Source organism: Enterobacter sp. HK-058-C-ECC (assembly GCF_047531125.1).
GTDB classification, from domain to species: Bacteria; Pseudomonadota; Gammaproteobacteria; order Enterobacterales; family Enterobacteriaceae; genus Enterobacter; species Enterobacter quasiroggenkampii.
Genome location: NZ_JBLKCH010000001.1, coordinates 377,291 through 400,487, shown reverse-complemented (window position 1 = coordinate 400,487; position 23,197 = coordinate 377,291). Strand labels below are relative to the sequence as shown.

Below are 23,197 nucleotides of genomic sequence, written 5' to 3'. Positions count from 1 at the left end.
GTGTAAAAAACAAATTTTCACCAAATGTGGAGGAAATAAGGATAAAGCGTGGAGAGTTGCAACAAAAAATATTCAATGCGATGATTTTAAAGCGATTTAGTAAAAGTATAACGGAGTGAAGGTGAATAATAAAGCAATTCACCAGGAATATTCTGCAAAACACGTACAGGCGCTTTAATTGCTAAGAAAGGGTATTTTACTTCCCCTCCCGGATGAAGAGAGGGGAAAGGTTCAGGATATTTTTTCCAGCATCAGTCCGGCACGCAGGCCAAACGCCACGGTGGGATTAGGGAATAAAACATACTCGGTGGTTTTCTGCACCTCATAACGCTCCTCGCCATCCTCGGCCAGCAGCGCCCCTTTGCGGAACGGCGTGAAGTTCAGGGTATGCGCGGCCATATGGAGCAGGAAGGCATCGCTGCGGCGCGTGATCTGCTGTACGACCCGGTACCGCTCGACGGGCTGATGCGTAGGCTCGGGAGCCTTTCCTCCCAGCAGCGCCCGCAGGGCGAGATGCGTGGGTGCAAAGCGAGAGAGATCGTTTTGCCCAAACGGCAGCGCTTTCCCCAGCTCCAGCGTACAGGACAACGCACCAAAGTGCTCACAAGTGAAGTGCGTAAAGGTTCCGCCCGGCGACTGGTGAAACACCAGCGCCTCCAGCCCGGCGTCTCCTAGCCAACTCAGGAAATCCTCCTCCCACGGCTGACTGCGCTGCGGCAGCACGCCGAAACGGACATGGTAGGACGCGCGGATGGCCGTATGGAGATCCAGATGCCAGCGCACGGGGTCTGCAGCGGCAAAAAACGCGGTCACGACGTTCTCCAGCCACGCTGCCCGCGCCGTTTCGTCACTCTGCGGAAACTGCGACCAGCGCCCGCCGAACATGCGGTTAATGTCGCTCACCAGATACCGTTTGTTTTCCGCCAGCGCAGGCGGATTGCCGAGCACCACCAGCACGCGGCACGTCAGGGCAATCTCATTGCGATACAGCGCGCGCAGCAGCAGATCGACAATCTCAACGGGTGCCGTTTCATTCCCGTGAATGCCCGTTGAAAGCAGCAGCGACAGATCGCTTTTTGCTGTCGGCGTCAGCTCAAGCACCCCGCGCCCCAGCCACCGCCAGCGAAATGAGGGACCGTCCCCTTCTTTCTGTTCCGGCGTTTCATCGGCCAGGGTCAGCGCCAGTAAATTTTCCATATCCACTCCTTTAGCGCTGGAACGGATAAACCGATCCCAGTTGCAGGATTGTCGATAACGCGTCCAGCGCCTCGCGTCCTTCACGCAGAAGCTGCGGGTCAACCAGATCGGCCTGCGTTAGCCGGTCGCGATAGTAGCGATCGACCCAGTCATTCAGGCGCGTAAAGAGCGTATCGTTCATCATGACCGCCGGATTAACCGCCTGCATTTCGTCCTGAGTCAAGACCACGCGCAGACGTAAACAGGCTGGACCACCGCCGTTGGCCATGCTTTCACGCAGGTCAAACACGCGCAGTTCGTCAATCGGGTTATCGGCCTTCACCAGTTCGGTCAGATAGCGCCACACGCCCTGATGATCCCGGGACTCCTGCGGCAGAACCAGCATCATGCTGCCGTCATCGCGGCTCAGCAGCTGGCTATTGAACAGATACGTTTCGACCGCGTCCTGCACGCTTACCGCCTCTGTTGGCACCTGAATGGGCGTAAAGCCGCGTACGCGCTCATGCAGCGTGGCGAGCAGCTTTTCCTGATGGGCAAACGCCTGCTCGTGGCAGAACAGCACCTGGCGGTTGGAAACGGCAATCACGTCGTTGTGGAACACGCCCTGGTCGATCACATGCGGGTTCTGCTGGGCGAAAATCACCTGGGAAGGATTGACCTGGTTCAGACGGGCAACGGCCTGGCTGGCTGCCAGCGTCTGACGCGCAGGATAACGGGTTGGCGCGGCGTGGCCCCCCTCTTCGCGCCCGTAAATAAACAGCTGCAGACCCGGCTCGCCATAATCGCCCCCCAGGCGGTTATGGTTGGCCGCGCCTTCGTCGCCAAACATCGCCACCTGCGGCAGGGCCTGATGCACCTCGAAATGGGCGTCCTGGTTGAAAATGGCGCGCAGCACGCGCTCGGTGGTTTCCGCTTCGGTGGCGCGGTGGAACTTGTTATTCAGGTTAGCCACCGTCAGATGGACTTTGCCATCCAGCGTATCGGCGGACGGCGCGACGGTTGCCGCGTTGGCGACCCACATCGAAGAGGCCGAGCTTGCCGCCGAGAGCAGATGCGGTGTCTGCGTACCCGCTTTTTCGACCACCTGCTCATCGGTGCCGCTAAAGCCGAGCTGACGCAGCACCGCCACGTTCGGACGCTCCTGTGGCGGGATCACCGCCTGCGGGAAACCGGCATCCGCCAGCGCTTTCATCTTCAGCAGCCCCTGCTTCGCCGCCAGCTTCGGGTTGGAAACCTGAAAACGGTGCTTCGTGGAGGCTTCATTACCAAAAGAGAGACCGGCATAGTGGTGGGTCAGCCCCACCAGCCCGTCAAAGTTGACTTCACGCGCTTTCATGACGATCCCCTCCGGTAAAGTCCAGCCCCGGATTAAGCGTCTCCGGCAGCGTCAGCGCCGGGGTTTCCAGGCTCGCCATCGGCCAGGCACAGTAATCGGCGGCATACCACGCGCTGGCGCGATGGTTGCCCGATGCGCCCACGCCGCCAAACGGCGCGGTGCTTGCGGCCCCGGTCAGCGGTTTATTCCAGTTCACAATCCCGGCGCGCGCTTCCAGCAGCAGTTGTTCAAACTTCTCGCGATGCGGCGAAATCAGCCCACTCGACAGGCCGTAGCGGGTGTTATTGGCCATTGCAATGGCCGCATCGAAATCGTCATAGCGCCAGACGCACAGCAGCGGGCCAAAGACCTCTTCATCCGGCACGTTGCTCGCGCCGCTCATCTCAACGATGCCCGGCGTCAGCAGCGAGGTACCCGGCTGAACCTGCTTCGGTTCGAGCAGGGTTTTCGCGCCGCGCGCGACGTGGTCCTGCCAGGCCTTCAGCACGTTCAGCGCGGCCTGTTCGGAAATCAGCCCGCCGATAAACGGCTGCGGATCGGCATCCCACGCGGCTGGCACCAGGCGCGCGCTTACCTCTACCAGACGCTTCAGGAAAGCATCACCCTGCGCGCCTCTTTTCACCAGCAGGCGGCGGGCGCAGGTGCAGCGCTGTCCGGCGGTAATAAAGGCGGACTGAATCGTCAGGTGCACCGCGGCGTCAATATCATCCGGGTCTTCCACAATCAGCGGGTTGTTGCCGCCCATCTCGAGAGCAAGGATTTTTTCCGGCTGCCCCGCCAGCTGGCGATGCAGCTGATAGCCCGTCCCGGCGCTGCCGGTAAACAGCAGGCCGTCGATATCGCCCAGCGCGCTCAGCGCCTGGCCGGTTTCGCGTCCGCCCTGCACCAGATTCAGCACGCCCGGCGGCAGGCCAGCCTGTTCCCACAGCTTAACCACCGCCTCGCCGGTTAATGGGGTGAGCTCGCTCGGTTTAAAGATCACGGTATTGCCCGCCAGCAGCGCGGGCACAATGTGGCCATTCGGCAGATGCCCCGGGAAGTTGTACGGGCCAAACACCGCCAGCACGCCGTGCGGACGGTGGCGCAGCGTGGCCGCGCCGTCCGGCATCTCGGTGTGCTGTTCGCCGGTGCGGGTGTGGTACGCCTTCACCGAAATGGCGATTTTGTTGATCATCGCTGTCACTTCGGTTGCCGCTTCCCAGCGCGGTTTACTGGTTTCAGACGCGATGATGCGCGTCAGTTCGGCCTTATTTGCCTCCAGCAGCCCGGCAAACTTTTCAACAATTTCCTGGCGCACGGCGAAAGGCTGTTTTGCCCACGCCGGAAACGCGCGGCGGGCGGCATGGCAGGCTTGTTCCACCTGCGCAGCGCTGGCGTCATTCCCCTTCCAGAGCGCCTCTTTTCCTACCGGATTGGTCTTTACGCGCTGTTCGCCTTCGCCCGTGACCCAGTCACCGTTAATCCATAATGTCATGCTGTTTTCTCCTCAGGGCAGAGACGCACCAGGCGAACCTTATCGCCGGCGTTACATTTCAGGGCATCCAGTTCTGCAGCCGTCAGCACCAGACGTTCACATTTCGGGTTGGTCCGCACCAGCATGGCGCGGAAGTTGGCATAATTTTCGTTCGCCACCAGGCACGCCGGCCAGTCGCCCGGCGCGGGCTGGCCTTCAGAGACCTCAACCAGCCGGCTCTTACGGATCGCGCGCACGCGGTCGATATCGCACTCAAGCGTAGGCCCACCGTCAAAGATGTCGACATAGTTGCGGTAGCGGAAGCCTTCTTTCTCCAGCACCGCGCGGGCGGGTGCAGTTTGCGGATGCACTTCGCCGATCACCGCCTGCGCTTCCGGGCTGAGGAAATGGGTATAGATAGGATGCTTCGGCATCAGTTCGGCAATAAAGGCTTTCTGGCCGGTGCCGCAGAGATAGTCTGCCCGGCTGAACTCCATCGAGAAAAAGCGCTCGCCCAGGCTCTCCCAGAACGGTGAGTAGCCGGTGTCGTCGATCACGCCGCGCATCTCCGCGACCACTTTTTCGTTAAAGCGATCTCGGAAGGCGGCCATAAACATAAAGCGCGATTTGGAGAGCAGATAGCCGTTGCCCTCTTTGCGCCACGCCGGATCGAGGAACAGCGTGCAAAGCTCGCTGGCGCCCGTGTGGTCATTGCAGAGAAACAGCGTGGGCAGTGCGTTATAGACGTTCAGCTCTTTCGAGGCGTGAACCATGGTACCCACGCGGTAGTTGTACCACGGGTCGTTCAGCCCGACGGCGACTTCAATGGCGCAGATCCCGGCCACGGTTCCCGTATCGGTGTCTTCCAGCACGAACACATACCCCTGTTCGCTTTTTGGCAACGTCCCCTGCCAGGTTTGCAGGGCGCGCTCAATGCGCGCCGACAGCGTTTTTTCATCAGCAGGAAGCGAGGTCAGCCCGCCTCCCGTCTTACCGGCAAGCTGCATGAGCCCGGCGAGATCGCCGCGCTCAACGGGACGGATGACCATCATGATGACACCCCGGATTTCACTTTTTCACACGCCAGCGCAAAGCGGTCCAGACCGGTTTGCACCTCTTCCTCGCTGACAATCAGCGCAGGAGCAAAACGCACGACATTAGCACCGGCAATCAGCACCATCACGCCTACTTTTGCCGCTTCCTGTGAAATAAGTTTAGCTTTTCCGGCAAACTCAGCGGTGAGCTCGCAGCCGATTAACAGCCCCAGACCACGAATTTCTTTAAACAGGCCAACCTTGCTGTTGATGGCATTCAGGCGCTCAACAAACCAGTCGTGGCGCTGCTTAACGCCCTTCAGCACCTCAGGGGTGTTTATGATGTCGAGCACCTGTCCGGCGACGGCGGTGGCCAGCGGGTTGCCGCCGTAGGTGGTGCCGTGGGTGCCGACGGTCATCACGCTGGCGAATTTATCGGTGGTCAGCGTCGCGCCAATCGGGAAGCCGCCGCCCAGCGCTTTGGCTGTCGACAGCACGTCCGGCGTCACGCCGTAGTGCATATAGGCATACAGCTCGCCGGTGCGGCCCACGCCGGTCTGCACTTCGTCGAAAATCAGCACCGCGTTGTGACGATCGCACAGCTCGCGCAGCCCCTGCAGGAACGCTTTTTGCGCCGGAAGCACGCCACCCTCGCCCTGCATCGGCTCGACGATCACCGCGCAGGTGGTGTCGTTAATCAGCTCGCTGGCGGACTGCAGATCGTTATAAATACCGTGACGAATATCCGGCGGCAGCGGTGCGAAATCCTGCGAGTAGGAGGGCTGCCCGCCTGCGCTGACGGTAAAGAGCGTGCGTCCGTGGAAGGCATTTTTAAACGCCACGATACCGCTCTTGTGGGTTCCAAATTTATCGTGCGCATATTTGCGCGCCAGCTTCAGCGCCGCCTCGTTGGCTTCCGCCCCCGAGTTACAGAAAAAGACCTTCTCCGCAAACGTCGCGTCGATCAGTTTTTTGGCCAGGCGCAGCGCGGGCTCGTTGGTAAAGCCGTTGCCGGTATGCCAGAACTTCGCCGCCTGATCGTTCAGCGCCTGACGCAGCGCCGGGTGCGCATGACCCAGCGCGTTCACCGCAATCCCACCTGCAAAGTCGATATACTCTTTACCCTGCTGATCCCACAGGCGCGAGCCTTCCCCACGAACCGGAATAAAAGCCGCCGGAGCGTAAACCGGCATCATCCATTCATCGAAATTTTCACGCGTAATTGACAGAGACATAGCGACCTCATCCGGTAAATAAAAGGTTATTTGAATGTTAAATAATTGAGTGTTTGCACTGTGAATGTAGATTGCAGCCTTCGTGCCAGCCAGCGATAAAAATGCATAAACGGGTTGAGGTAACAGAATATCAATGAGTTACAATATGGAGTTATTCACTATTAGTGCATAAAAAGTGAATATTTTTACGACAAGCGGCGCTTTGCCGCATGAAAATCAGAAAGAGTATGCACAGGCCAAATATAATTCTGGAATTGTGATCGCTCGCGAAATTTATTGGCCATTTACGCCCTGTTTGGGGGCGAAGCGCGTCAGAATGGTGCAAATATTGCACCACCGGCATTATCTGTTGCAGTTATTGGTCGAAGCTGGTAACAGTTGACGCAAATTCTGCTACCATCCTTGCACTATTCACCTTGCACTGGCAGCGACTATGAAATTTGTCTCTTTTAATATCAACGGCCTGCGTGCCCGCCCTCATCAGCTTGAAGCTATCGTTGAGCAACATCAGCCAGATGTGATCGGCCTGCAGGAGACAAAGGTTCACGACGACATGTTCCCCCTCGAAGAGGTGGCGAAACTCGGCTACAACGTCTTTTATCACGGCCAGAAAGGTCACTATGGCGTCGCGCTGCTCACCAAAGCGCCGCCAGTTTCCGTGCGTCGCGGCTTCCCGGGCGACGGTGAAGAAGCGCAGCGTCGTATTATCATGGCGGAAGTCCCTTCTGCGATCGGGAATATCACGGTCATCAACGGCTATTTCCCGCAGGGTGAGAGCCGTGACCATGAAACCAAATTCCCGGCGAAAGCGAAGTTTTATCAGGATCTGCAGGACTACCTGACCACCGAACTCAAAAAAGAGAATCCGGTGCTGATCATGGGCGACATGAATATCAGCCCGACGGATCTCGATATCGGTATTGGCGAAGAGAACCGCAAACGCTGGCTGCGCACCGGCAAATGCTCCTTCCTGCCGGAAGAGCGTGAGTGGATGGAGCGCCTGCTGGGCTGGGGCCTGGTGGATACCTTCCGCAATGCCAATCCGGAAACGCAGGATCGCTTCTCCTGGTTTGACTATCGCTCTAAAGGCTTTGACGACAACCGCGGCCTGCGTATCGATCTTCTGCTCGCCAGTTCGCCGCTGGCCGAGCGCTGCATCGAAACCGGGATCGACTACGACATCCGCAGCATGGAAAAACCGTCTGACCACGCGCCAGTGTGGGCTAAATTCAAGCTGTAATGACGCGTGAACATTCCAAAAACACTCTTCCTGTGCGCCCTTCTGGGCGCATTTATGTTGACGTTTGTCATGCTTCCCCCGGGAACCCTCTCCCTGGAAGGGATTAAAACGCACCATCAGGCGTTACTCGCCTATGTCGTCCACGCGCCGCTGCGCAGCGCGCTGATCTTTTTTGCGGTCTATGTGGCGGTCTCCGCCCTCTCGATACCCGGCGCGGCGGTCCTGACCCTGCTGGGCGGGGCATTGTTTAGCCTGTGGGAAGGCACCGTGCTGGTCTCCTTTGCCTCCACGCTCGGGGCCACGCTGGCGATGCTCGCCAGCCGCTATTTTTTGCGTGACTGGGTGCAACGGCGGTTTGCCCGGCAGATGAGTACGGTGAATACCGGCATGGCACGCGACGGCGCGAACTTTCTTTTTGCCCTGCGCCTGATGCCGCTGTTCCCGTTTTTTCTGGTGAATTTGCTGATGGGGCTGACCCGGATTGGGGTATTTCGCTACTGGTGGGTGAGCCAGGTCGCCATGCTGCCCGCCACGATTATCTTTCTGAACGCCGGGCGCGAGCTGGGAAAAGTGACCTCGCTGCGCGATATTTTGTCGCCGGGCATGGTATTCGCCTTTACACTACTGGGGTTATTACCGCTGGTCACCCGCCGGCTGTTTTCCCGTTTTCTCCCGTCTGCTAAAAAGTGAGGCATTATGCGCCGTGTGCGTTTTTGCACGTTTCTGACCGGTCTGCTGCTGGCAGCCCCCCTATTTGCCGCCGACGGCTGGCAGGCCATTCAGCAACAGGCTAAAGGCCAGACCGTCTGGTTTAACGCCTGGGGCGGCGATCCGGCGGTCAACCGCTATCTGGAGTGGGTCAGCGGTGAGATGCAAACGCACTATGCCATTACCCTTAAAATTGTCCCGCTGGCGGATGCCGCCGACGCGGTAAAACGTATTCAGACCGAAGCCGCCGCGGGGCGTAAGACCAACGGCTCCGTCGACCTGCTGTGGGTTAACGGCGAGAACTTCCGCACGCTGAAAGAGGCAAACCTGCTGCAGACCGGATGGGCGCAGACGTTACCCAACTGGCGCTATGTTGATACCCGCAAGCCCGTCACGGAGGATTTTGCTATCCCCACAGACGGCGCGGAATCGCCGTGGGGCGGCGCGCAGCTGACCTTTATCGCCCGCAAGGCCAGCATGCCGACGCCGCCTGTGGATCCTGAGGCGCTGCTGGCTTACGCGCAGCAGCACCCCGGCAAGATCAGCTATCCTCGCCCGCCCGATTTTACCGGCACGGCATTTCTTGAGCAACTGCTGCTGACGCTGACCGCTCACCCGGACGCGCTGCAAAAGGCCCCCGATAGCACCTTTGCCGAGGTGACGGCACCGCTCTGGGATTATCTGGACAAACTCCACCCGCTGCTGTGGCGCGAAGGGAAAGATTTTCCCCCTTCTCCTGCACGGATGGATGCCCTGCTTGCGAGCGGCAGCCTGAACCTGTCCCTGACCTTTAACCCCGCACATGCGCAGCAAAAAGTGGCGAGCGGCGAACTGCCCGCCGACAGCTACAGCTTTGGTTTCCACGGCGGAACGATTGGCAACGTCCATTTTGTGGCGATTCCGGCTAATGCCAGCGCCAGCGCAGGGGCGAAAGTGGTCGCCAATTTCCTGCTTTCACCGCAGGCGCAGATCCGCAAAGCTGACCCGGCCATCTGGGGCGATCCGAGCGTGCTGGATGCCAAAACGCTGCCTGAAGATGAAGCCAGACAGCTGCTGGCCCACACGCCGCAGGGGCTGCCGAAGGTACTTGCAGAGCCCCAGTCCGCCTGGGTGAATGCGCTGGAGCAGGAATGGCTGCGTCGTTACGGCACCCGTTGAGCGGGATTGTCTGGCTGGCGATGGCGGTGATTTATCTGCCGCTCCTGCCCGCCGGCGCCATGCTGCTTGCCCCAGCGTTTTCGGTGACAAACTGGCAGCGGCTGCTGAACGATCCGCAGCTGCCTCAGGCAACCATTGCCACGCTGGTCTCAACGCTCATCGCCACGCTGGGGGCGTTGCTGATTGCCCTTCTCCTCGTCAGCCTTGTCTGGCCCGGGAAACGCTGGCGACGTCTCACAACCCGCCTGCCGTGGCTGCTGGCGATCCCCCATGTGGCGTTCGCCACCGGCGCGCTACTGCTGTTTGCCGAGGGCGGTCTGTTTTATCAGGTCTGCACCGTCTGTTCCCCACCGTTTGACCGCTACGGCGCCGGGCTGGGGCTGACGCTCGCGGTCAAAGAGAGCGCGTTTGTCCTGTGGGCCATTTATGCCGTACTGCCGGAAAAACGGCTCGCGCAGCAGAAAATCGTCCTGCAGACGTTCGGCTACGGGCGTTTTCAGACGCTCAGCTGGCTGCTCCTTCCGGCTATCGCCCCTGTCCTCGGGGCAGTAATGCTGGCGGTGCTGGCGTGGTCGCTGTCGGTCGTCGATGTGGCGATCGTTCTCGGGCCGGGCAACCCGCCTACCCTGGCCGTGCTGGCCTGGCAGTGGTTAAGCCAGGGCGACGCGCAGCAGCAGGCAAAAGGGACGCTGCTGTGCCTGCTTCTCCTTCTGCTGCTGGCCGCGCTTGCCGCCCTGGGATACGGCCTCTGGAAGGCATGGGTTCGCACGTTTGCGGATTTCACCGGAACGCGTCCCCGGTCTCAGCTCGCCCTGCCTGAGCGGGCACTGAGCGGGTTCCTGCCCGCGTGCGGCGTGCTGTGCGCCGCGGTGCTGCTGATGCTGGCGCAACGGGAAGACGTTGGCCCGGTGGGGACCAGCCTGTCATTCGGTCTGCTTTCAGCCCTGATCGCCCTGGTCGTCGGCTTACTCTGGCTGGAATGGGGTCCGCAGCGCCGCGCGCTGTGGGTATGGTTACCGCTCGCCCTTCCGGCCCTCCCGCTCGTCACCGGCCAGTATGCGATTGCGTTGCACCTGGGCGTCGACGGGCACTACGCCGCCGTGCTCTGGAGCCACCTCCTGTGGGTCTTGCCGTGGACGCTGCTGGTGCTGCAACCCGCCTGGCGCCGGATCGATCCCCGGCTGCTCCTCACCGCCAGAACCCTAGGCTGGCGACGGACCAAAGTCTTCTGCCTGGTGAAATGCCCCCTGCTGGTGCGCCCTGCGCTACTGGCCTTTGCCACCGGCTTTTCCGTCAGCATGTCGCAATACATGCCGACGCTGTGGCTGGGCGCGGGGCGTTTCGCCACGCTGACCACCGAAACCGTCGCGCTGAGCAGCGGGGGCAGCATCCCGATTCTTGCTAACCGGGCGCTGGGATTACTGCTGGTCACGGGCACGGTGTTTGGTCTTGCCGCCCTGCTATCCCGGCTCGTGGGCCGCTACCGACAAGGGTTACGTTAATGCTGAAGGTAAAAAATCTCACCATCGAACCGCTTTTCCGCGAGGTCAGTTTTTGCGTGCCCCGGGGGGAGATCGTCACTCTGATGGGGCCGTCCGGCAGCGGCAAATCGACCCTTTTTGCCTGGATGGTCGGCGCGCTGTCAGACGATTTCCAGGCGCGGGGTGAACTGTGGCTCGACGCGCGTCGCTGCGACGGTCTTCCCGTGGAGTCCCGCGGGCTGGGTATTCTCTTTCAGGACGCGCTGCTGTTCGACCAGTTCAGCGTCGGGCAAAATTTGCTGCTGGCGCTGCCTGAGCGGATCGCCGGCAGCGCGCGGCGGGAAGCGGTCGCGCAGGCGCTGGATTCCGCCGGGCTGAGCGGCCATTACGCCAGCGATCCGGCCACCCTTTCCGGCGGGGAGCGCGCACGGGTCAGCCTGCTGCGGGCCCTGCTCGCGGAGCCGCAGGCGCTGCTGCTGGATGAACCGTTCAGCCGCCTCGATAAAGCGTTGCGGGCCTCATTTCGGGCATGGGTGTTTGACGCCGTCCGCGCGCGCAATATTCCGGTGGTGCTGGTCACGCACGATGAGGACGATATTCCACCCGGCGGCGAGCTGATTGAGATTTCTCGCTGGCAATAATGTGCTAACGCAATGTTTTCCGATTCGGGAGAGACGACAATGCCCCCCTCTTTTACTGACGTCAGGTTATTCGATGAAACGTGTTTCTCAACTGACCGCGCTGGCCCTGCTCTGCGGCCTCGCTTCTTTTTCCTCGCTGGCGGCTGATATGCCCAACGCCATCACGCTGTCTCAGCTTCAGGCACAGCACGGCACGCCTGTCGACACACGCGCCAGCGCCTTCTATAACGGCTGGCCGCAGACGCTCAGCGGCCCTTCCGGGCATGAACCCGCCGCACTCAACCTTGCTGCCGCCTGGCTTAGCGCCATGAGCGATGAGCAGATTGCGCTGTGGGCAAAACAGCATCAGCTTACCCCTGCGACGACCATCGCCCTCTATGGCGACGAAAACGATAACCAGGCGGTGAAAGCGCGGCTGGAGAAAGCCGGATACCGCCACGTTTCGCTGCTCAGTGACGCACTGCAGACCCCAGACCGCCTTCAGCGTCTGCCCCACTTTGAACAGCTGGTTTACCCGCAGTGGATCCACCGGCTCCAGCAGGGTAAACCCGTAACTGCCGCACCGGCGGGCGACTGGAAAGTGATCGAAGCCGCCTGGGGCGCACCGAAGTTTTACCTGCTGAACCACATTCCCGGCGCGGGCTATATCGACACCAACGAGGTGGAAAGCGAACCGTTGTGGAATAAAGTCTCCGACGACAAGCTGAAAGCGATGCTGGCGAAGCACGGGATCCGTCACGACACCACCGTCATCTTGTATGGCCGCGACGTCTACGCCGCCGCGCGCGTGGCGCAGATTATGCTGTATGCGGGCGTGAAGGATGTGCGTATTCTCGACGGCGGCTGGAAGGCGTGGTCAGATGCAGGCCTGCCGGTTGAGCGCGGCACGCCCGGTAAAGTAATGCCAGCCCCCGATTTTGGCGCGCCGATACCCGGTCAGCCGCAGCTGATGGTGGATATGGAACAGGCGCGCGGCATGCTGCACCGTCAGGATGCCTCCCTGGTCAGCATTCGCTCGTGGCCGGAGTTCATCGGCGAAACCAGCGGCTACAGCTATATCAAGCCAAAAGGTGAAATTGCCGGTGCCCGCTGGGGTCACGCGGGCAGCGATGCTACCCACATGGAGGATTTCCATAACCCGGATGGCACCATGCGCAGCGCTGACGACATCGCCGCTCAGTGGAAGCGCTGGAATATTCTGCCGGAACAGCACGTCGCGTTTTACTGCGGCACCGGCTGGCGGGCGTCTGAAACCTTTATGTACGCCCGGGCGATGGGCTGGAAGAATATCGCCGTCTATGACGGCGGCTGGTACGAATGGAGCAGTCACCCACAGAACCCGGTAACTACCGGCGAGCGCGGGCCTGAAAGCGCGCTCTAAGGGTTAAGTGACTTCAGCGTCACGTAGCCGCTCCAGATGCGCGTTGTGGTGGTCAGCCAGCACAGCGCGCCAAATACCCACGCGAAGAGCGTAAAGTGCGCCGGAAATAGGCAGCACAGCACAAACAGCGCGAGGGTCTCCGTCCCTTCCGTTAACCCGCCGATGTAATAAAACGACTTGTGCGCATAGCCGGGGTTGTCGATGTCGTGCTTCGCGGCCAGCGCCGCAAACGCCAGAAAACTGCTGCCAGTCCCGATAAACGCAAACAGCAGCCAGGCCGCGGCCAGCGCATTCTCAACGGGTGCTGCCAGCGCAAAGCCAAACGGCACCAGGGCGTAGAACAGAAAATCTAGCGCAATATCGAGAAATCCCCCCGCATCGGTCAGCCCTCTGCGGCGCGCCAGCGCTCCATCCAGACCGTCCAGCAGGCGGTTCAGCACGATGACGACCAGCGCCGCCGGATACCAGCCAAGGGCCAGAAACGGCAGCGCCAGCACGCCGATGGCAAACCCGGTCAGGGTTAATCCGTCGGGCGTTATTCCCGGTCGGTCCAGCACGGAGACCAGACGATTCAGCGCCGGTTTTATCTGCGGATGAAGGTGGCGATCAAGCATGAGGCGTCTCGTTAAAGGTGGCGCACAGCCCCTGCGCCGGAATATCCAGCGCGGCGTTAAAGCGGGCAGAGAGATTCTGAAAGGCAATGAGCGCCGTCATCTCGGTGATGGCGTCATCCGTAAAATGGCGCTTCAGCGCCGTTCTGATGGCCTCATCCGTCCGGGGCGGCGTGGCGGTCACCGCCTCGGCGTAGGCCAGCGCCGCGCGCTCCTGCTCCGTGAACAAGGCGGAACCCTGCCAGTCGCTCACGGCCTGCACCTTATCCAGCGCCCCGCAGCGCTCGGCCAGCCGCAGGCTGTTGGCATCAATACAGAAAGCGCAGTGGCAGAGCTGGGACACCCGCGTCATGAGCAGCGAACGAAGCACGGGCGTCAGGCGCGCGCGACGACGCTCCAGAAAACCGACGAACAGCGCCACCAGCCAGAACAGACGCGGCATGCGCCCCCACCAGCGCGTGGGATTCAGCACGGTGCCAAAATGCTTTTTCTGCATCACGGCAATGGGTTTAAGGCTGGCGGGAAGGGATTCGATAGGGGCAACCCAGGCGGTAGTCTCTTTCACCTGATTCTCCTGATAGCTGGACTCTGAGAAAGGGCACGATAATATGTCTTTTTTCGCTATCAATTATTGACGACCATGCTGAAAACACTCGATGTCGTTGCCGCCATCATCGAAAAAGACGACAAAATTTTACTGGCACAGCGCCCTGCCCACGCCGACCAGCCGGGCATGTGGGAATTTGCAGGCGGCAAAGTCGAGGCGGGTGAAACCCAGCCCGAGGCGCTTATCCGCGAGCTGCGTGAAGAGTTAGGTATTGAAGCACGCCCTGCGCAATACGTGGCCAGCCACCAGCGTGTAGTCTCGCAGCGGTTAATCAACCTGCACGCCTGGCACGTTCCTGCGTTTAGCGGCGAGCTCATGGCGCACTACCACAGCGCGCTGGTGTGGTGTACGCCGGAAGAGGCGTTCGGCTACGCCTTAGCCCCCGCGGATATTCCCCTTCTGGAAGCGTTTATTGTTTTACGCGACGCCAGACCAGCGGGTTCGTGCCAATAACGCGCTCGTCACGCTGGCACTGCAACAGCACGCCCTCCGCTTTCACCACGGCCCCTTCCGAGTAGTTCTGGTTCTGATAGATGCAGCACTGATTACAGGGCTGCACCGTTTGATTCTGGCCGCTGGAGCTAAACACTTCCGGCGGCACATTGACTTCCACGTCCGGGCGAATGCGGTCAGCCTGCGCACCTGCGGTAAAAATCACACATAACGCGGTCAGTAGATAACGGTTCATAGACACATCTTCCTGTTGTTCCCTTGATAATGACTATAACGGTAAACCAGCGCGGAACCTTTAATATATCTCGTCATCGCTTTTAGTTATGACGCAGCTCATTTAATTAATTTCCCTTTCGCCCTGAATTTCTGCTTGCCAGACAAAGCAGTACGGGTGGTATAGTCAAAAAAACAACACAAAACGCATAAGTCATATACAAACATTATTATAAGAGGTTCTTATATCTATGGATCAGACACGCTCTCTGGAAAGTTTCCTTGCCCACGTTCAGCAGCGCGACCCGCACCAAAGCGAGTTCGCCCAGGCCGTGCGTGAAGTGATGACCACCCTGTGGCCCTTCCTTGAACAAAACCCGCGCTATCGCCAGATGTCTTTGCTTGAACGCCTTGTCGAGCCAGAGCGCGTGATCCAGTTCCGCGTGACGTGGGTGGACGATCGCAACCAGGTGCAGGTTAACCGCGCGTGGCGCGTACAGTTTAACTCGGCCATCGGTCCGTTTAAGGGCGGCATGCGTTTCCATCCGTCCGTGAACCTGTCGATTCTGAAATTCCTCGGCTTCGAGCAGACCTTTAAAAACGCGCTGACCACGCTGCCCATGGGCGGCGGGAAAGGCGGCAGCGATTTCGACCCGAAAGGCAAAAGCGAAGGCGAAGTGATGCGTTTCTGCCAGGCGCTGATGACCGAACTCTATCGCCATCTTGGTCCTGACACCGACGTGCCTGCCGGTGATATCGGCGTGGGCGGACGTGAAGTGGGCTTTATGGCCGGGATGATGAAAAAGCTCTCCAACAACAGCGCCTGCGTCTTTACCGGCAAAGGGCTGTCGTTTGGCGGGAGCCTGATCCGCCCGGAAGCGACCGGGTACGGTCTGGTTTACTTCACCGAAGCTATGCTCAAGCGTCACGGCTTAGGCTTCGAAGGTATGCGCGTCGCGGTGTCCGGCTCCGGTAACGTGGCGCAGTACGCGATTGAGAAAGCGATGCAGTTTGGCGCTCGCGTGGTGACCGCCTCTGATTCCAGCGGAACGGTGGTGGATGAAGCGGGCTTCACGGCAGAGAAGCTGGCGCGCCTGTGTGAAATCAAAGCCAGCCGCGATGGACGCGTGGCGGATTACGCCCGGGAGTTTGGCCTGACCTACCAGGAAGGGAAACAGCCGTGGGGCGTGCCGGTGGATATCGCCCTGCCGTGCGCCACGCAGAACGAGCTGGATGCTGAAGCCGCGCGCACGTTGATTAGCAATGGCGTAAAAGCGGTGGCCGAAGGGGCGAACATGCCGACCACAATCGACGCGACGGACCTGTTCCTGGAGGCGGGCGTGCTGTTTGCACCGGGCAAGGCCGCTAACGCGGGCGGCGTGGCGACCTCCGGCCTCGAGATGGCGCAAAACGCCGCGCGTCTCGGCTGGAAGGCGGAAAAAGTGGACGCGCGCCTGCACCATATCATGTTGGATATTCACCATGCGTGCGTGGAGTACGGCGGTGAAGCATCGCAAACCAATTACGTGCGCGGGGCGAATATCGCCGGATTCGTGAAGGTAGCGGATGCGATGATTGGGCAGGGTGTGATTTAAGCTTTCGCGGCGTTCTCAACGTGTAGGCCCGGTAAGCGTTAGCGCCACCGGGCTTTTTTCAGGCCGCAGAGCTGTCTTTCGCCGGGTGGCGGCTTCGCCTTACCCGGCCTACGGTTAAGAGGCGGCCGCGCTCTTTTTCTTTTTGAATGGTTTCTTCGCGCCACCACCGGGTGCAACCATCCCTCTGAAGCGCTTCACCGGCGTGCTGCGCGCCTGATCGATCAGCTGGTAAAGCGTCCCCACCAGCGGCTGCATAAAGTCCTGATAGCGACACTGCTTCTCGCTGATCTGCGTCAGCACCGACTCCCAGTGCGCGGTCATGTCCGGCCTGGCGGCCAGCTCAGGCAGGGAGTGAATCAGCGCGCGGCCCGGCTCGGTCGAATGGATGTAGCGCCCCTTTTTCTCAAGAAAACCGCGCTTAAAGAGCAGCTCGATGATCCCCGCGCGGGTCGCCTCCGTGCCCAGACCGTCGGTGGCGCGCAGGATCTTCTTCAGATCTTTATCCTGCACGAACCGGGCGATGCCGGTCATCGCGGACAGCAGCGTCGCATCGGTGAAATGGCGCGGCGGCTGGGTCTGACGTTCCACCACTTCCCCTTTTTCACACAGCAGCTCATCGTCTTTGGCAACGACGGGCAGCGGCGTGCCGTCGTTCTCCTCGTCACGCTCTTTATTCCCCAGCAGTGTGCGCCAGCCTGCTTCAGCAAGGAAACGGGCTTTCGCAATGAATTTCCCTTTCGCGATTTCCAGTTCGATCACGCATTTGCGAAACACCGCGTCCGGGCAGAACTGCATCAGGTACTGGCGGGCGATCAGGTTATAGACCTTTGCTTCGTTGTCGGTCAGGTTGACGTTGCTGGCGCGCGCCGTCGGGATAATCGCGTGGTGGGCGTCCACCTTTTTGTCGTCCCAGCAGCGGTTATGGGTGTCCGGGTTCACCACCGGCTGCGGCAGCAGATCCGGCGCATGCACGCTAATGGCGTTCATCACCGAATGACGACCGGCAAAATGCTCTTCCGGCAGATAGCGGCTATCCGAACGCGGATAGGTGATCAGCTTGTGGGTTTCATAGAGCTTCTGGCAGATATCCAGCACGTTCTGCGCGCTGAGGCCAAAGCGCTTCGCGGCCTCAATCTGCAGGGCCGACAGCGAGAATGGCAGCGGCGCGGGTTCTGATTCCCGTTTATCGTTATAGCTGGTAACGATAGCCGGCTGTCCGGTAATGCGGTTAACCACATGATCCGCCAGCGGACGGTGCAGCAAACGCCCCTCTTCATCCTGATACGACTCGCAGGCATCGCTCGGCTGCCAGACGGCGGTAAAGCGCTCGTCTTTAGGCGTGACGATATGCGCTTTCACCTCAAAGAAATCTTTAGCGACGAAGTTCTCAATCTCTTCGTCACGACGCACGACCAGCCCCAGCACCGGCGTCTGCACGCGGCCCACGGAGAGCACGCCCTGATAGCCCGCGTTGCGCCCGAGGATGGTGTAGGCGCGGGTCATGTTGATACCGTACAGCCAGTCGGCGCGGGCACGCGCGAGCGCCGAGACGCACAGCGGAATAAACTCGCTGTTGGCGCGCAGGCGCGAAATGGCTCGCTCGACCGCCTGTGGGTTGAGGTCGTTGATCAGACAGCGCTGCACCTGCTGGCGCTTTTCCGGCGCCAGCTCCAGATAGTCCAGCACCTCATCCACCAGCAGCTGCCCTTCCCTGTCCGGGTCACCCGCGTGCACGATTTCTTCGGCTTCATGCAGGAAGCGCTTGATCACGTTGAGCTGTTTGGTGACTGAAGGCCGGGGCTGCAGGCGCCATTTTTCCGGCACGATGGGCAGATCGTTCAAATTCCAGCGGGCGTAGCGGCTGTCGTAGACATCCGGCTGCGCCTGCTCAAGCAGGTGACCGATACACCAGGTGACCACCTGCCCGTTACCGCATTCGATAAAGCCGTCGCCTTTGCGATGCGGCTTGGGCAGCACATCGGCTATGGCACGGGCCAGGCTCGGCTTTTCGGCAATAAACAACCGCATCGAATTAACGGATCTCAATCATCGGTCGGCCACCGCGCGCGGTTACCAGCTCGCCGATCGCCGTCAGGGTAATGCCGAACTCGGCGGCCGTGGCCTGGACCTCGGCTTCGGATTCCGGCGTCACCGCCAGCAGCAGGCCGCCGGAGGTTTGCGGATCGCACAGCAGATTGCGCCATTCTTCTGGCATTTCGCCCATCAGGTGACCATAACTGGCGAAGTTACGCTGGGTACCGCCCGGAACGGCGCCCTGAGCAATGTACTCCTCCACGCCCGGCAGCTTCGGCACGTCCTGATACCAGACCTGCGCCTGCACGCCCGCGCCCTGACACACTTCGGAGAGGTGCCCCAGCAGACCAAAACCGGTCACGTCGGTCATCGCCTTCACGCCGTCGATATTGGCGAACGCCGCACCGGCGAGGTTCATCTGGCACATGACGTCGGTTGCCAGCCCTTTGTGCTCCGGTTTCAGCAGGGACTTTTTCTCGGCGGTGGTCAGCACGCCAATGCCCAGCGGCTTGGTGAGGAACAGCTTGCAGCCCGCCTGCGCGGTGCTGTTGCGCTTCACGCGTTCGGTCGGCACCACACCGGTGACGGCCAGGCCGAAGATAGGCTCCGGCGCATCGATAGAGTGACCACCGGCCAGCGCAATTCCTGCCTGCTGGCAGGCGAAACGGCCGCCATCAATCACTTCACGAGCCACTTCCGGCGGGATGGTGTTGATCGGCCAGCCCAGAATGGCGATCGCCATAATCGGCTTACCGCCCATGGCAAAGATATCACTGATGGCGTTGGTGGCCGCAATGCGCCCGAAATCGAACGGATTGTCGACAATCGGCATAAAGAAGTCGGTGGTACTGATAATGCTGGTGCCGTTACCTAAGTCATAAACTGCAGCATCGTCGCGCGTTTCATTGCCGACAAGCAGGTTCGGGTCGACAAACTTCGCCTGTTCACTGTGAAGGATGGTCTCCAGCACTTTCGGGGAAATTTTACAACCGCAACCGGCTCCGTGGCTGTACTGCGTTAAACGAATGGTTTGCTCGCTCATGGACGTCTCCTGTCATCTCAATCGCGCTATGGTAGCGCTCATTCCATAAAGAGGTAAGTATGACTGTCTGAATTCTGCGGCAGATGCTCAGAATCCAGACAGTTTAGCGTGCGTTATCAGAAGCGGCTGACGAAAGGCGTGGTGTCCGGCACGCTGATGGTGCTGGAGGCTTTAAGCTGCGGGGTGCCGAGGTAGAGGAAACCGACAATTTTGTCATGCTCACCGCAGCCAAAACCGTCACGGACCGCCGGGCTTTCGGTCAGCGCACCGGTGCGCCAGATACCGTTGAAGCCTTGCGCGACGGCGGCCATTTGCATCGCCATCACCGCACAGCCCGCGGACATTTCCTGCTCCCAGACCGGCACCTTATGGCCCGCCTGACATTTTGCCACGACGGCGATGATCATCGGGGCGCGGAACGGGGCATTACGCGCCTTGTCGATCCCCTTCTCATCCTGCCCTGCGGCCAGCGCCCCCTGCTCCAGCAGCTGGCTGAAACGATCGCGTCCTTCGCCTTCAATTACAAAGAAGTGCCACGGCTGCAGTGTGCCATGATCGGGGGCACGCATGCCGGCACGCAGAATGTTCTCCAGCAGCTCGCCTGCCGGGGCAGGTTCGGCCAGACGGGAAGCGCTACGGCGGTTAACAAGCAGTTCGAGTGCGTCCATTGGTTAACTCCTTTCTTGAAATTTACTCACAAAATTAACACGACGGCAGATTTTGTTACAGCCTGGCAGGCGATTCCTGCTGACAAGTGGCGGTTGGGTCATTACGATAACCCAACATTACCGTCCAGTGGCGACGGAAACAGTCATTTTCTGGTTAGGGAGAATACATGCGAACCCTTTGGCGAATTATTGCCGGTTTCTTTAAATGGACGTGGCGACTGCTCAACTTCGTCCGCAACCTGGTGATGAACATCTTCTTCATCCTGCTGGTTCTGGTTTGCGCGGGTATCTGGATGCACATCAGCAACGCGAATCAGGCGCAGCATTCGACTCGCGGGGCCTTGTTACTTGATATCACCGGCGTAATCGTTGATAAACCGTCAGCCAGCAACCGTCTGGGCGTAATCAGCCGTCAGCTGTTTGGCGCCACGTCAGACCGTCTGCAGGAAAATTCCCTGTTCGATATCGTCGATGCCATCCGTCAGGCCAAAGATGACCGCAACATCACCGGCATCGTGCTGGATCTGAAAGATTTTGCCGGCGGCGATCAGCCGTCTATGCAGTACATCGGTAAAGCGCTGCGCGAATTCCGCGACAGCGGCAAGCCGGTCATTGCCGTGGGCGACAGCTACAGCCAGGGACAATATTATCTGGCGAGCTTCGCCAATAAGATCTGGCTCTCCCCACAGGGTACGGTCGATCTGCACGGCTTTGCCACCAACGGCCTGTACTACAAATCGCTGCTCGATAAGCTGAAGGTCACCACCCACGTCTTCCGCGTCGGTACGTACAAATCTGCCGTGGAGCCGTTTATCCGTGACGATATGTCCCCTGCCGCCCGCGAAGCGGACAGCCGCTGGATTGGTGAGCTGTGGCAGAACTATCTGGGCACCGTTGCCGCGAACCGTCAGATTACGCCTGAGCAGGTGTTCCCTGGCGCGCAGGGCGTGCTGGCAGGCCTGCGTAAGGTTGACGGCGATACCGCGAAATATGCGCTCGATAACAAACTGGTTGATGCCCTGGGCACCAGCGCCGAGATTGAAAAATCCCTGAGCAAACAGTTTGGCTGGAGCAAAGAGGACAAAAATTATAGCGCCATCAGCATGTATGATTACTCGACGAAGAAACCGGATGAGAACGGTGACAGCGTCGCGGTGGTCTTTGCCAACGGTGCGATCATGGACGGTCAGGAGACCCCGGGGAACGTGGGTGGCGATACCACCGCGTCACAAATCCGCGATGCGCGCCTGGATCCGAAAGTGAAGGCGATTGTCCTGCGGGTCAACAGCCCTGGCGGTAGCGTCAGCGCCTCCGAAGTGATCCGCGCTGAACTGGCCGCGGCGCGCGCCGCCGGTAAGCCGGTCGTCGTCTCAATGGGCGGAATGGCCGCCTCCGGAGGTTACTGGATCTCCACGCCAGCCAACTACATCGTGGCTAACCCAAGCACGCTGACCGGCTCGATTGGTATCTTCGGAGTGATCAACACCGTAGAGAACAGCCTGGATTCTCTGGGCGTGCATACCGACGGCGTAGCGACTTCTCCGCTGGCGGATGTCTCGGTGACCAAATCCCTGCCGCCGGAAGTCTCTGAGATGATGCAGCTCAGCATTGAGAACGGCTATAAACGCTTTATCACCCTGGTCGCAGACTCGCGTAAAAAGACGCCTGAGCAGATCGACCAGATTGCACAGGGCCACGTCTGGACCGGTCAGGATGCGAAGAGCAACGGACTGGTGGACAGCCTGGGTGACTTCGATGACGCGGTGAAGAAAGCCGCCGAACTGGCGAAGCTGAAGCAGTGGCATATCGAGTATTACCAGGACGAACCGTCGTTCTTCGATATGGTCATGGACAGCATGTCCGGCTCGGTACGCGCCATGCTGCCGGAGGCGCTGCAGGCTTACCTGCCTGCGCCGGTCGCCACGGCGGCAAAAGCGATGAAGGCGGAAAGCGATAAGCTTGCGGCCTTTAACGATCCACAGAGTCGTTACGCGTTTTGCCTGACCTGCGCGAACGTCCGTTAAAAACCGTCCCCTCTTCCCGCGAAGAGGGGATTTTTTTCTTTTGAAGAACAAGAACTCACTACCATGCAGAAGAAATCGATTTATGTAGCCTACACTGGCGGTACCATCGGTATGCAGCGCTCCGAAAACGGCTATATCCCCGTCTCCGGCCACCTTCAGCGTCAGCTTGCGCTGATGCCCGAATTCCACCGTCCGGAAATGCCTGACTTCACTATCCACGAATACGAGCCGCTGATGGACTCCTCCGACATGACGCCGGAAGACTGGCAGCACATCGCGGATGACATTAAAGCCCATTACGACCAGTACGACGGCTTCGTGATCCTGCACGGTACCGACACCATGGCGTTTACCGCCTCGGCGCTCTCCTTCATGCTGGAGAACCTGAGCAAGCCGGTTATCGTCACCGGGTCGCAAATTCCGCTGGCGGAACTGCGCTCCGACGGGCAGATCAACCTGCTGAACTCCCTGTACGTGGCGGCGAATTACCCGATTAACGAAGTGTCGTTGTTCTTTAACAATCGTCTTTATCGCGGTAACCGCACCACCAAAGCCCACGCCGACGGCTTTGACGCCTTTGCCTCACCTAACCTGCAGCCGCTGCTGGAGGCCGGTATTCATATCCGTCGTCTGGGAACCCCTCCTGCGCCGAACACCGCGGGCGAGCTGATTGTGCATCCGATTACTCCGCAACCGATTGGCGTGGTCACCATCTATCCGGGTATCTCTGCGGACGTGGTGCGTAACTTCCTGCGCCAGCCGGTGAAGGCGCTGATCCTGCGCTCCTACGGCGTGGGCAATGCGCCGCAGAACGGTGAATTCCTGAAAGAGCTTCAGGAAGCCAGCGAGCGTGGAATTGTGGTGGTGAACCTGACCCAGTGTATGTCCGGTAAAGTGAATATGGGCGGCTATGCCACCGGCAACGCGCTGGCGCATGCGGGGGTGATCAGCGGTTTCGATATGACCGTTGAGGCAACGCTGACTAAACTTCACTATTTACTGAGTCAGGATCTGGACATTCAGTCCATTCGCAACGCGATGATGCAAAACCTGCGCGGCGAACTGACGCCTGACGAATAAGGAGGT

The 23,197-nt window shown here is 59.8% G+C and carries 21 protein-coding genes; 10 read left to right on the top strand and 11 right to left on the bottom strand.

Features of this window, described 5'->3' with window-relative positions; all coding sequences use genetic code 11:
* Positions 1-231: 231 nt before the first annotated feature.
* From astE to ACMWJS_RS01930, 5 genes are read right to left on the bottom strand one after another with little or no spacing between them, the layout of a single operon-like run.
* Positions 232-1,197, bottom strand: a complete 966-nt coding sequence (gene astE, locus ACMWJS_RS01950) for a succinylglutamate desuccinylase (RefSeq protein WP_414746514.1) — start codon at positions 1,195-1,197, stop codon at positions 232-234.
* A gap of 10 nt (positions 1,198-1,207) precedes the next feature.
* On the bottom strand, positions 1,208-2,533 hold the full coding sequence (gene astB, locus ACMWJS_RS01945) for an N-succinylarginine dihydrolase (RefSeq protein ID WP_414746513.1): 1,326 nt from the start codon (positions 2,531-2,533) through the stop codon (positions 1,208-1,210).
* Positions 2,520-4,007, bottom strand: coding sequence for a succinylglutamate-semialdehyde dehydrogenase (astD, locus tag ACMWJS_RS01940; RefSeq protein WP_414746512.1), 1,488 nt, complete (start codon positions 4,005-4,007; stop codon positions 2,520-2,522). Before astD ends, astB begins: the two co-directional genes overlap by 14 nt.
* A complete protein-coding gene (gene astA / locus ACMWJS_RS01935; RefSeq protein WP_008500686.1) occupies positions 4,004-5,038 on the bottom strand; it encodes an arginine N-succinyltransferase in 1,035 nt (344 codons plus the stop codon). The genes astD and astA overlap by 4 nt, the downstream gene beginning before the upstream one ends.
* Positions 5,035-6,255: an aspartate aminotransferase family protein gene (locus tag ACMWJS_RS01930; RefSeq protein WP_045910251.1), complete on the bottom strand. Its 1,221-nt coding sequence runs from the start codon at positions 6,253-6,255 to the stop codon at positions 5,035-5,037. Before ACMWJS_RS01930 ends, astA begins: the two co-directional genes overlap by 4 nt.
* A 433-nt stretch (positions 6,256-6,688) precedes the next feature.
* Between ACMWJS_RS01930 and xthA the strand changes: the two genes are divergently transcribed.
* From xthA to ACMWJS_RS01900, 6 genes are all read left to right on the top strand, one after another.
* Positions 6,689-7,495 (top strand): exodeoxyribonuclease III, encoded by an 807-nt coding sequence (gene xthA / locus ACMWJS_RS01925; RefSeq protein WP_008500688.1) that lies wholly within the window; start codon positions 6,689-6,691, stop codon positions 7,493-7,495.
* A 6-nt stretch (positions 7,496-7,501) separates the two neighbouring features.
* Complete coding sequence (locus ACMWJS_RS01920; protein ID WP_414746511.1) at positions 7,502-8,185, top strand: TVP38/TMEM64 family protein; 684 nt, start codon at positions 7,502-7,504, stop codon at positions 8,183-8,185.
* A 15-nt stretch (positions 8,186-8,200) separates the two neighbouring features.
* Positions 8,201-9,361, top strand: a complete 1,161-nt coding sequence (locus ACMWJS_RS01915) for an ABC transporter substrate-binding protein (protein ID WP_414746656.1) — start codon at positions 8,201-8,203, stop codon at positions 9,359-9,361.
* Positions 9,334-10,863, top strand: a complete 1,530-nt coding sequence (locus tag ACMWJS_RS01910) for a thiamine ABC transporter permease (protein ID WP_414746510.1) — start codon at positions 9,334-9,336, stop codon at positions 10,861-10,863. The genes ACMWJS_RS01915 and ACMWJS_RS01910 overlap by 28 nt, the downstream gene beginning before the upstream one ends.
* Positions 10,863-11,483 (top strand): ATP-binding cassette domain-containing protein, encoded by a 621-nt coding sequence (locus ACMWJS_RS01905; RefSeq protein ID WP_045910248.1) that lies wholly within the window; start codon positions 10,863-10,865, stop codon positions 11,481-11,483. Before ACMWJS_RS01910 ends, ACMWJS_RS01905 begins: the two co-directional genes overlap by 1 nt.
* Before the next feature lie 73 nt (positions 11,484-11,556).
* The gene (locus ACMWJS_RS01900) at positions 11,557-12,864 is read left to right on the top strand and encodes a sulfurtransferase (protein WP_414746509.1); all 1,308 of its coding nucleotides are present in this window, start codon (positions 11,557-11,559) and stop codon (positions 12,862-12,864) included.
* On the opposite strand, the gene ACMWJS_RS01895 is transcribed toward ACMWJS_RS01900, so the two are convergent.
* The gene (locus ACMWJS_RS01895; protein ID WP_262789890.1) at positions 12,861-13,478 is read right to left on the bottom strand and encodes a CDP-alcohol phosphatidyltransferase family protein; all 618 of its coding nucleotides are present in this window, start codon (positions 13,476-13,478) and stop codon (positions 12,861-12,863) included. The genes ACMWJS_RS01900 and ACMWJS_RS01895 overlap by 4 nt on opposite strands.
* A complete protein-coding gene (locus ACMWJS_RS01890; RefSeq protein ID WP_262750319.1) occupies positions 13,471-14,040 on the bottom strand; it encodes a carboxymuconolactone decarboxylase family protein in 570 nt (189 codons plus the stop codon). Before ACMWJS_RS01890 ends, ACMWJS_RS01895 begins: the two co-directional genes overlap by 8 nt.
* A gap of 75 nt (positions 14,041-14,115) precedes the next feature.
* Between ACMWJS_RS01890 and ACMWJS_RS01885 the strand changes: the two genes are divergently transcribed.
* On the top strand, positions 14,116-14,535 hold the full coding sequence (locus tag ACMWJS_RS01885; RefSeq protein WP_334762381.1) for a pyrimidine (deoxy)nucleoside triphosphate diphosphatase: 420 nt from the start codon (positions 14,116-14,118) through the stop codon (positions 14,533-14,535).
* Here ACMWJS_RS01885 and ACMWJS_RS01880 read toward each other — a convergent pair.
* The gene (locus ACMWJS_RS01880) at positions 14,492-14,770 is read right to left on the bottom strand and encodes a DUF1496 domain-containing protein (protein ID WP_045910243.1); all 279 of its coding nucleotides are present in this window, start codon (positions 14,768-14,770) and stop codon (positions 14,492-14,494) included. The genes ACMWJS_RS01885 and ACMWJS_RS01880 overlap by 44 nt on opposite strands.
* A 229-nt stretch (positions 14,771-14,999) precedes the next feature.
* Between ACMWJS_RS01880 and gdhA the strand changes: the two genes are divergently transcribed.
* Positions 15,000-16,343, top strand: a complete 1,344-nt coding sequence (gene gdhA, locus ACMWJS_RS01875; RefSeq protein ID WP_090417328.1) for an NADP-specific glutamate dehydrogenase — start codon at positions 15,000-15,002, stop codon at positions 16,341-16,343.
* Positions 16,344-16,457: 114 nt separating this feature from the next.
* Here gdhA and ACMWJS_RS01870 read toward each other — a convergent pair whose 3' ends face one another.
* The 3 genes from ACMWJS_RS01870 to ACMWJS_RS01860 form a co-directional block, all read right to left on the bottom strand.
* Positions 16,458-18,371 (bottom strand): DNA topoisomerase III, encoded by a 1,914-nt coding sequence (locus ACMWJS_RS01870; RefSeq protein WP_045910241.1) that lies wholly within the window; start codon positions 18,369-18,371, stop codon positions 16,458-16,460.
* A 4-nt stretch (positions 18,372-18,375) separates the two neighbouring features.
* Positions 18,376-19,419 carry a selenide, water dikinase SelD gene (selD, locus tag ACMWJS_RS01865; RefSeq protein ID WP_021241055.1) on the bottom strand — a complete coding sequence of 348 codons (1,044 nt, stop codon included), beginning with the start codon at positions 19,417-19,419 and terminating at the stop codon, positions 18,376-18,378.
* 116 nt (positions 19,420-19,535) lie between these two features.
* Positions 19,536-20,087, bottom strand: a complete 552-nt coding sequence (locus tag ACMWJS_RS01860; protein WP_414746508.1) for an NAD(P)H nitroreductase — start codon at positions 20,085-20,087, stop codon at positions 19,536-19,538.
* A 167-nt stretch (positions 20,088-20,254) separates the two neighbouring features.
* On the opposite strand from ACMWJS_RS01860, the gene sppA reads away from it, so the two are divergent.
* Together sppA and ansA are read left to right on the top strand one after the other, a co-directional pair.
* Complete coding sequence (sppA, locus tag ACMWJS_RS01855; protein WP_045910239.1) at positions 20,255-22,111, top strand: signal peptide peptidase SppA; 1,857 nt, start codon at positions 20,255-20,257, stop codon at positions 22,109-22,111.
* A gap of 63 nt (positions 22,112-22,174) precedes the next feature.
* Positions 22,175-23,191: an asparaginase gene (ansA, locus tag ACMWJS_RS01850; protein WP_014883450.1), complete on the top strand. Its 1,017-nt coding sequence runs from the start codon at positions 22,175-22,177 to the stop codon at positions 23,189-23,191.
* The last annotated feature ends 6 nt before the right edge of the window (positions 23,192-23,197 follow it).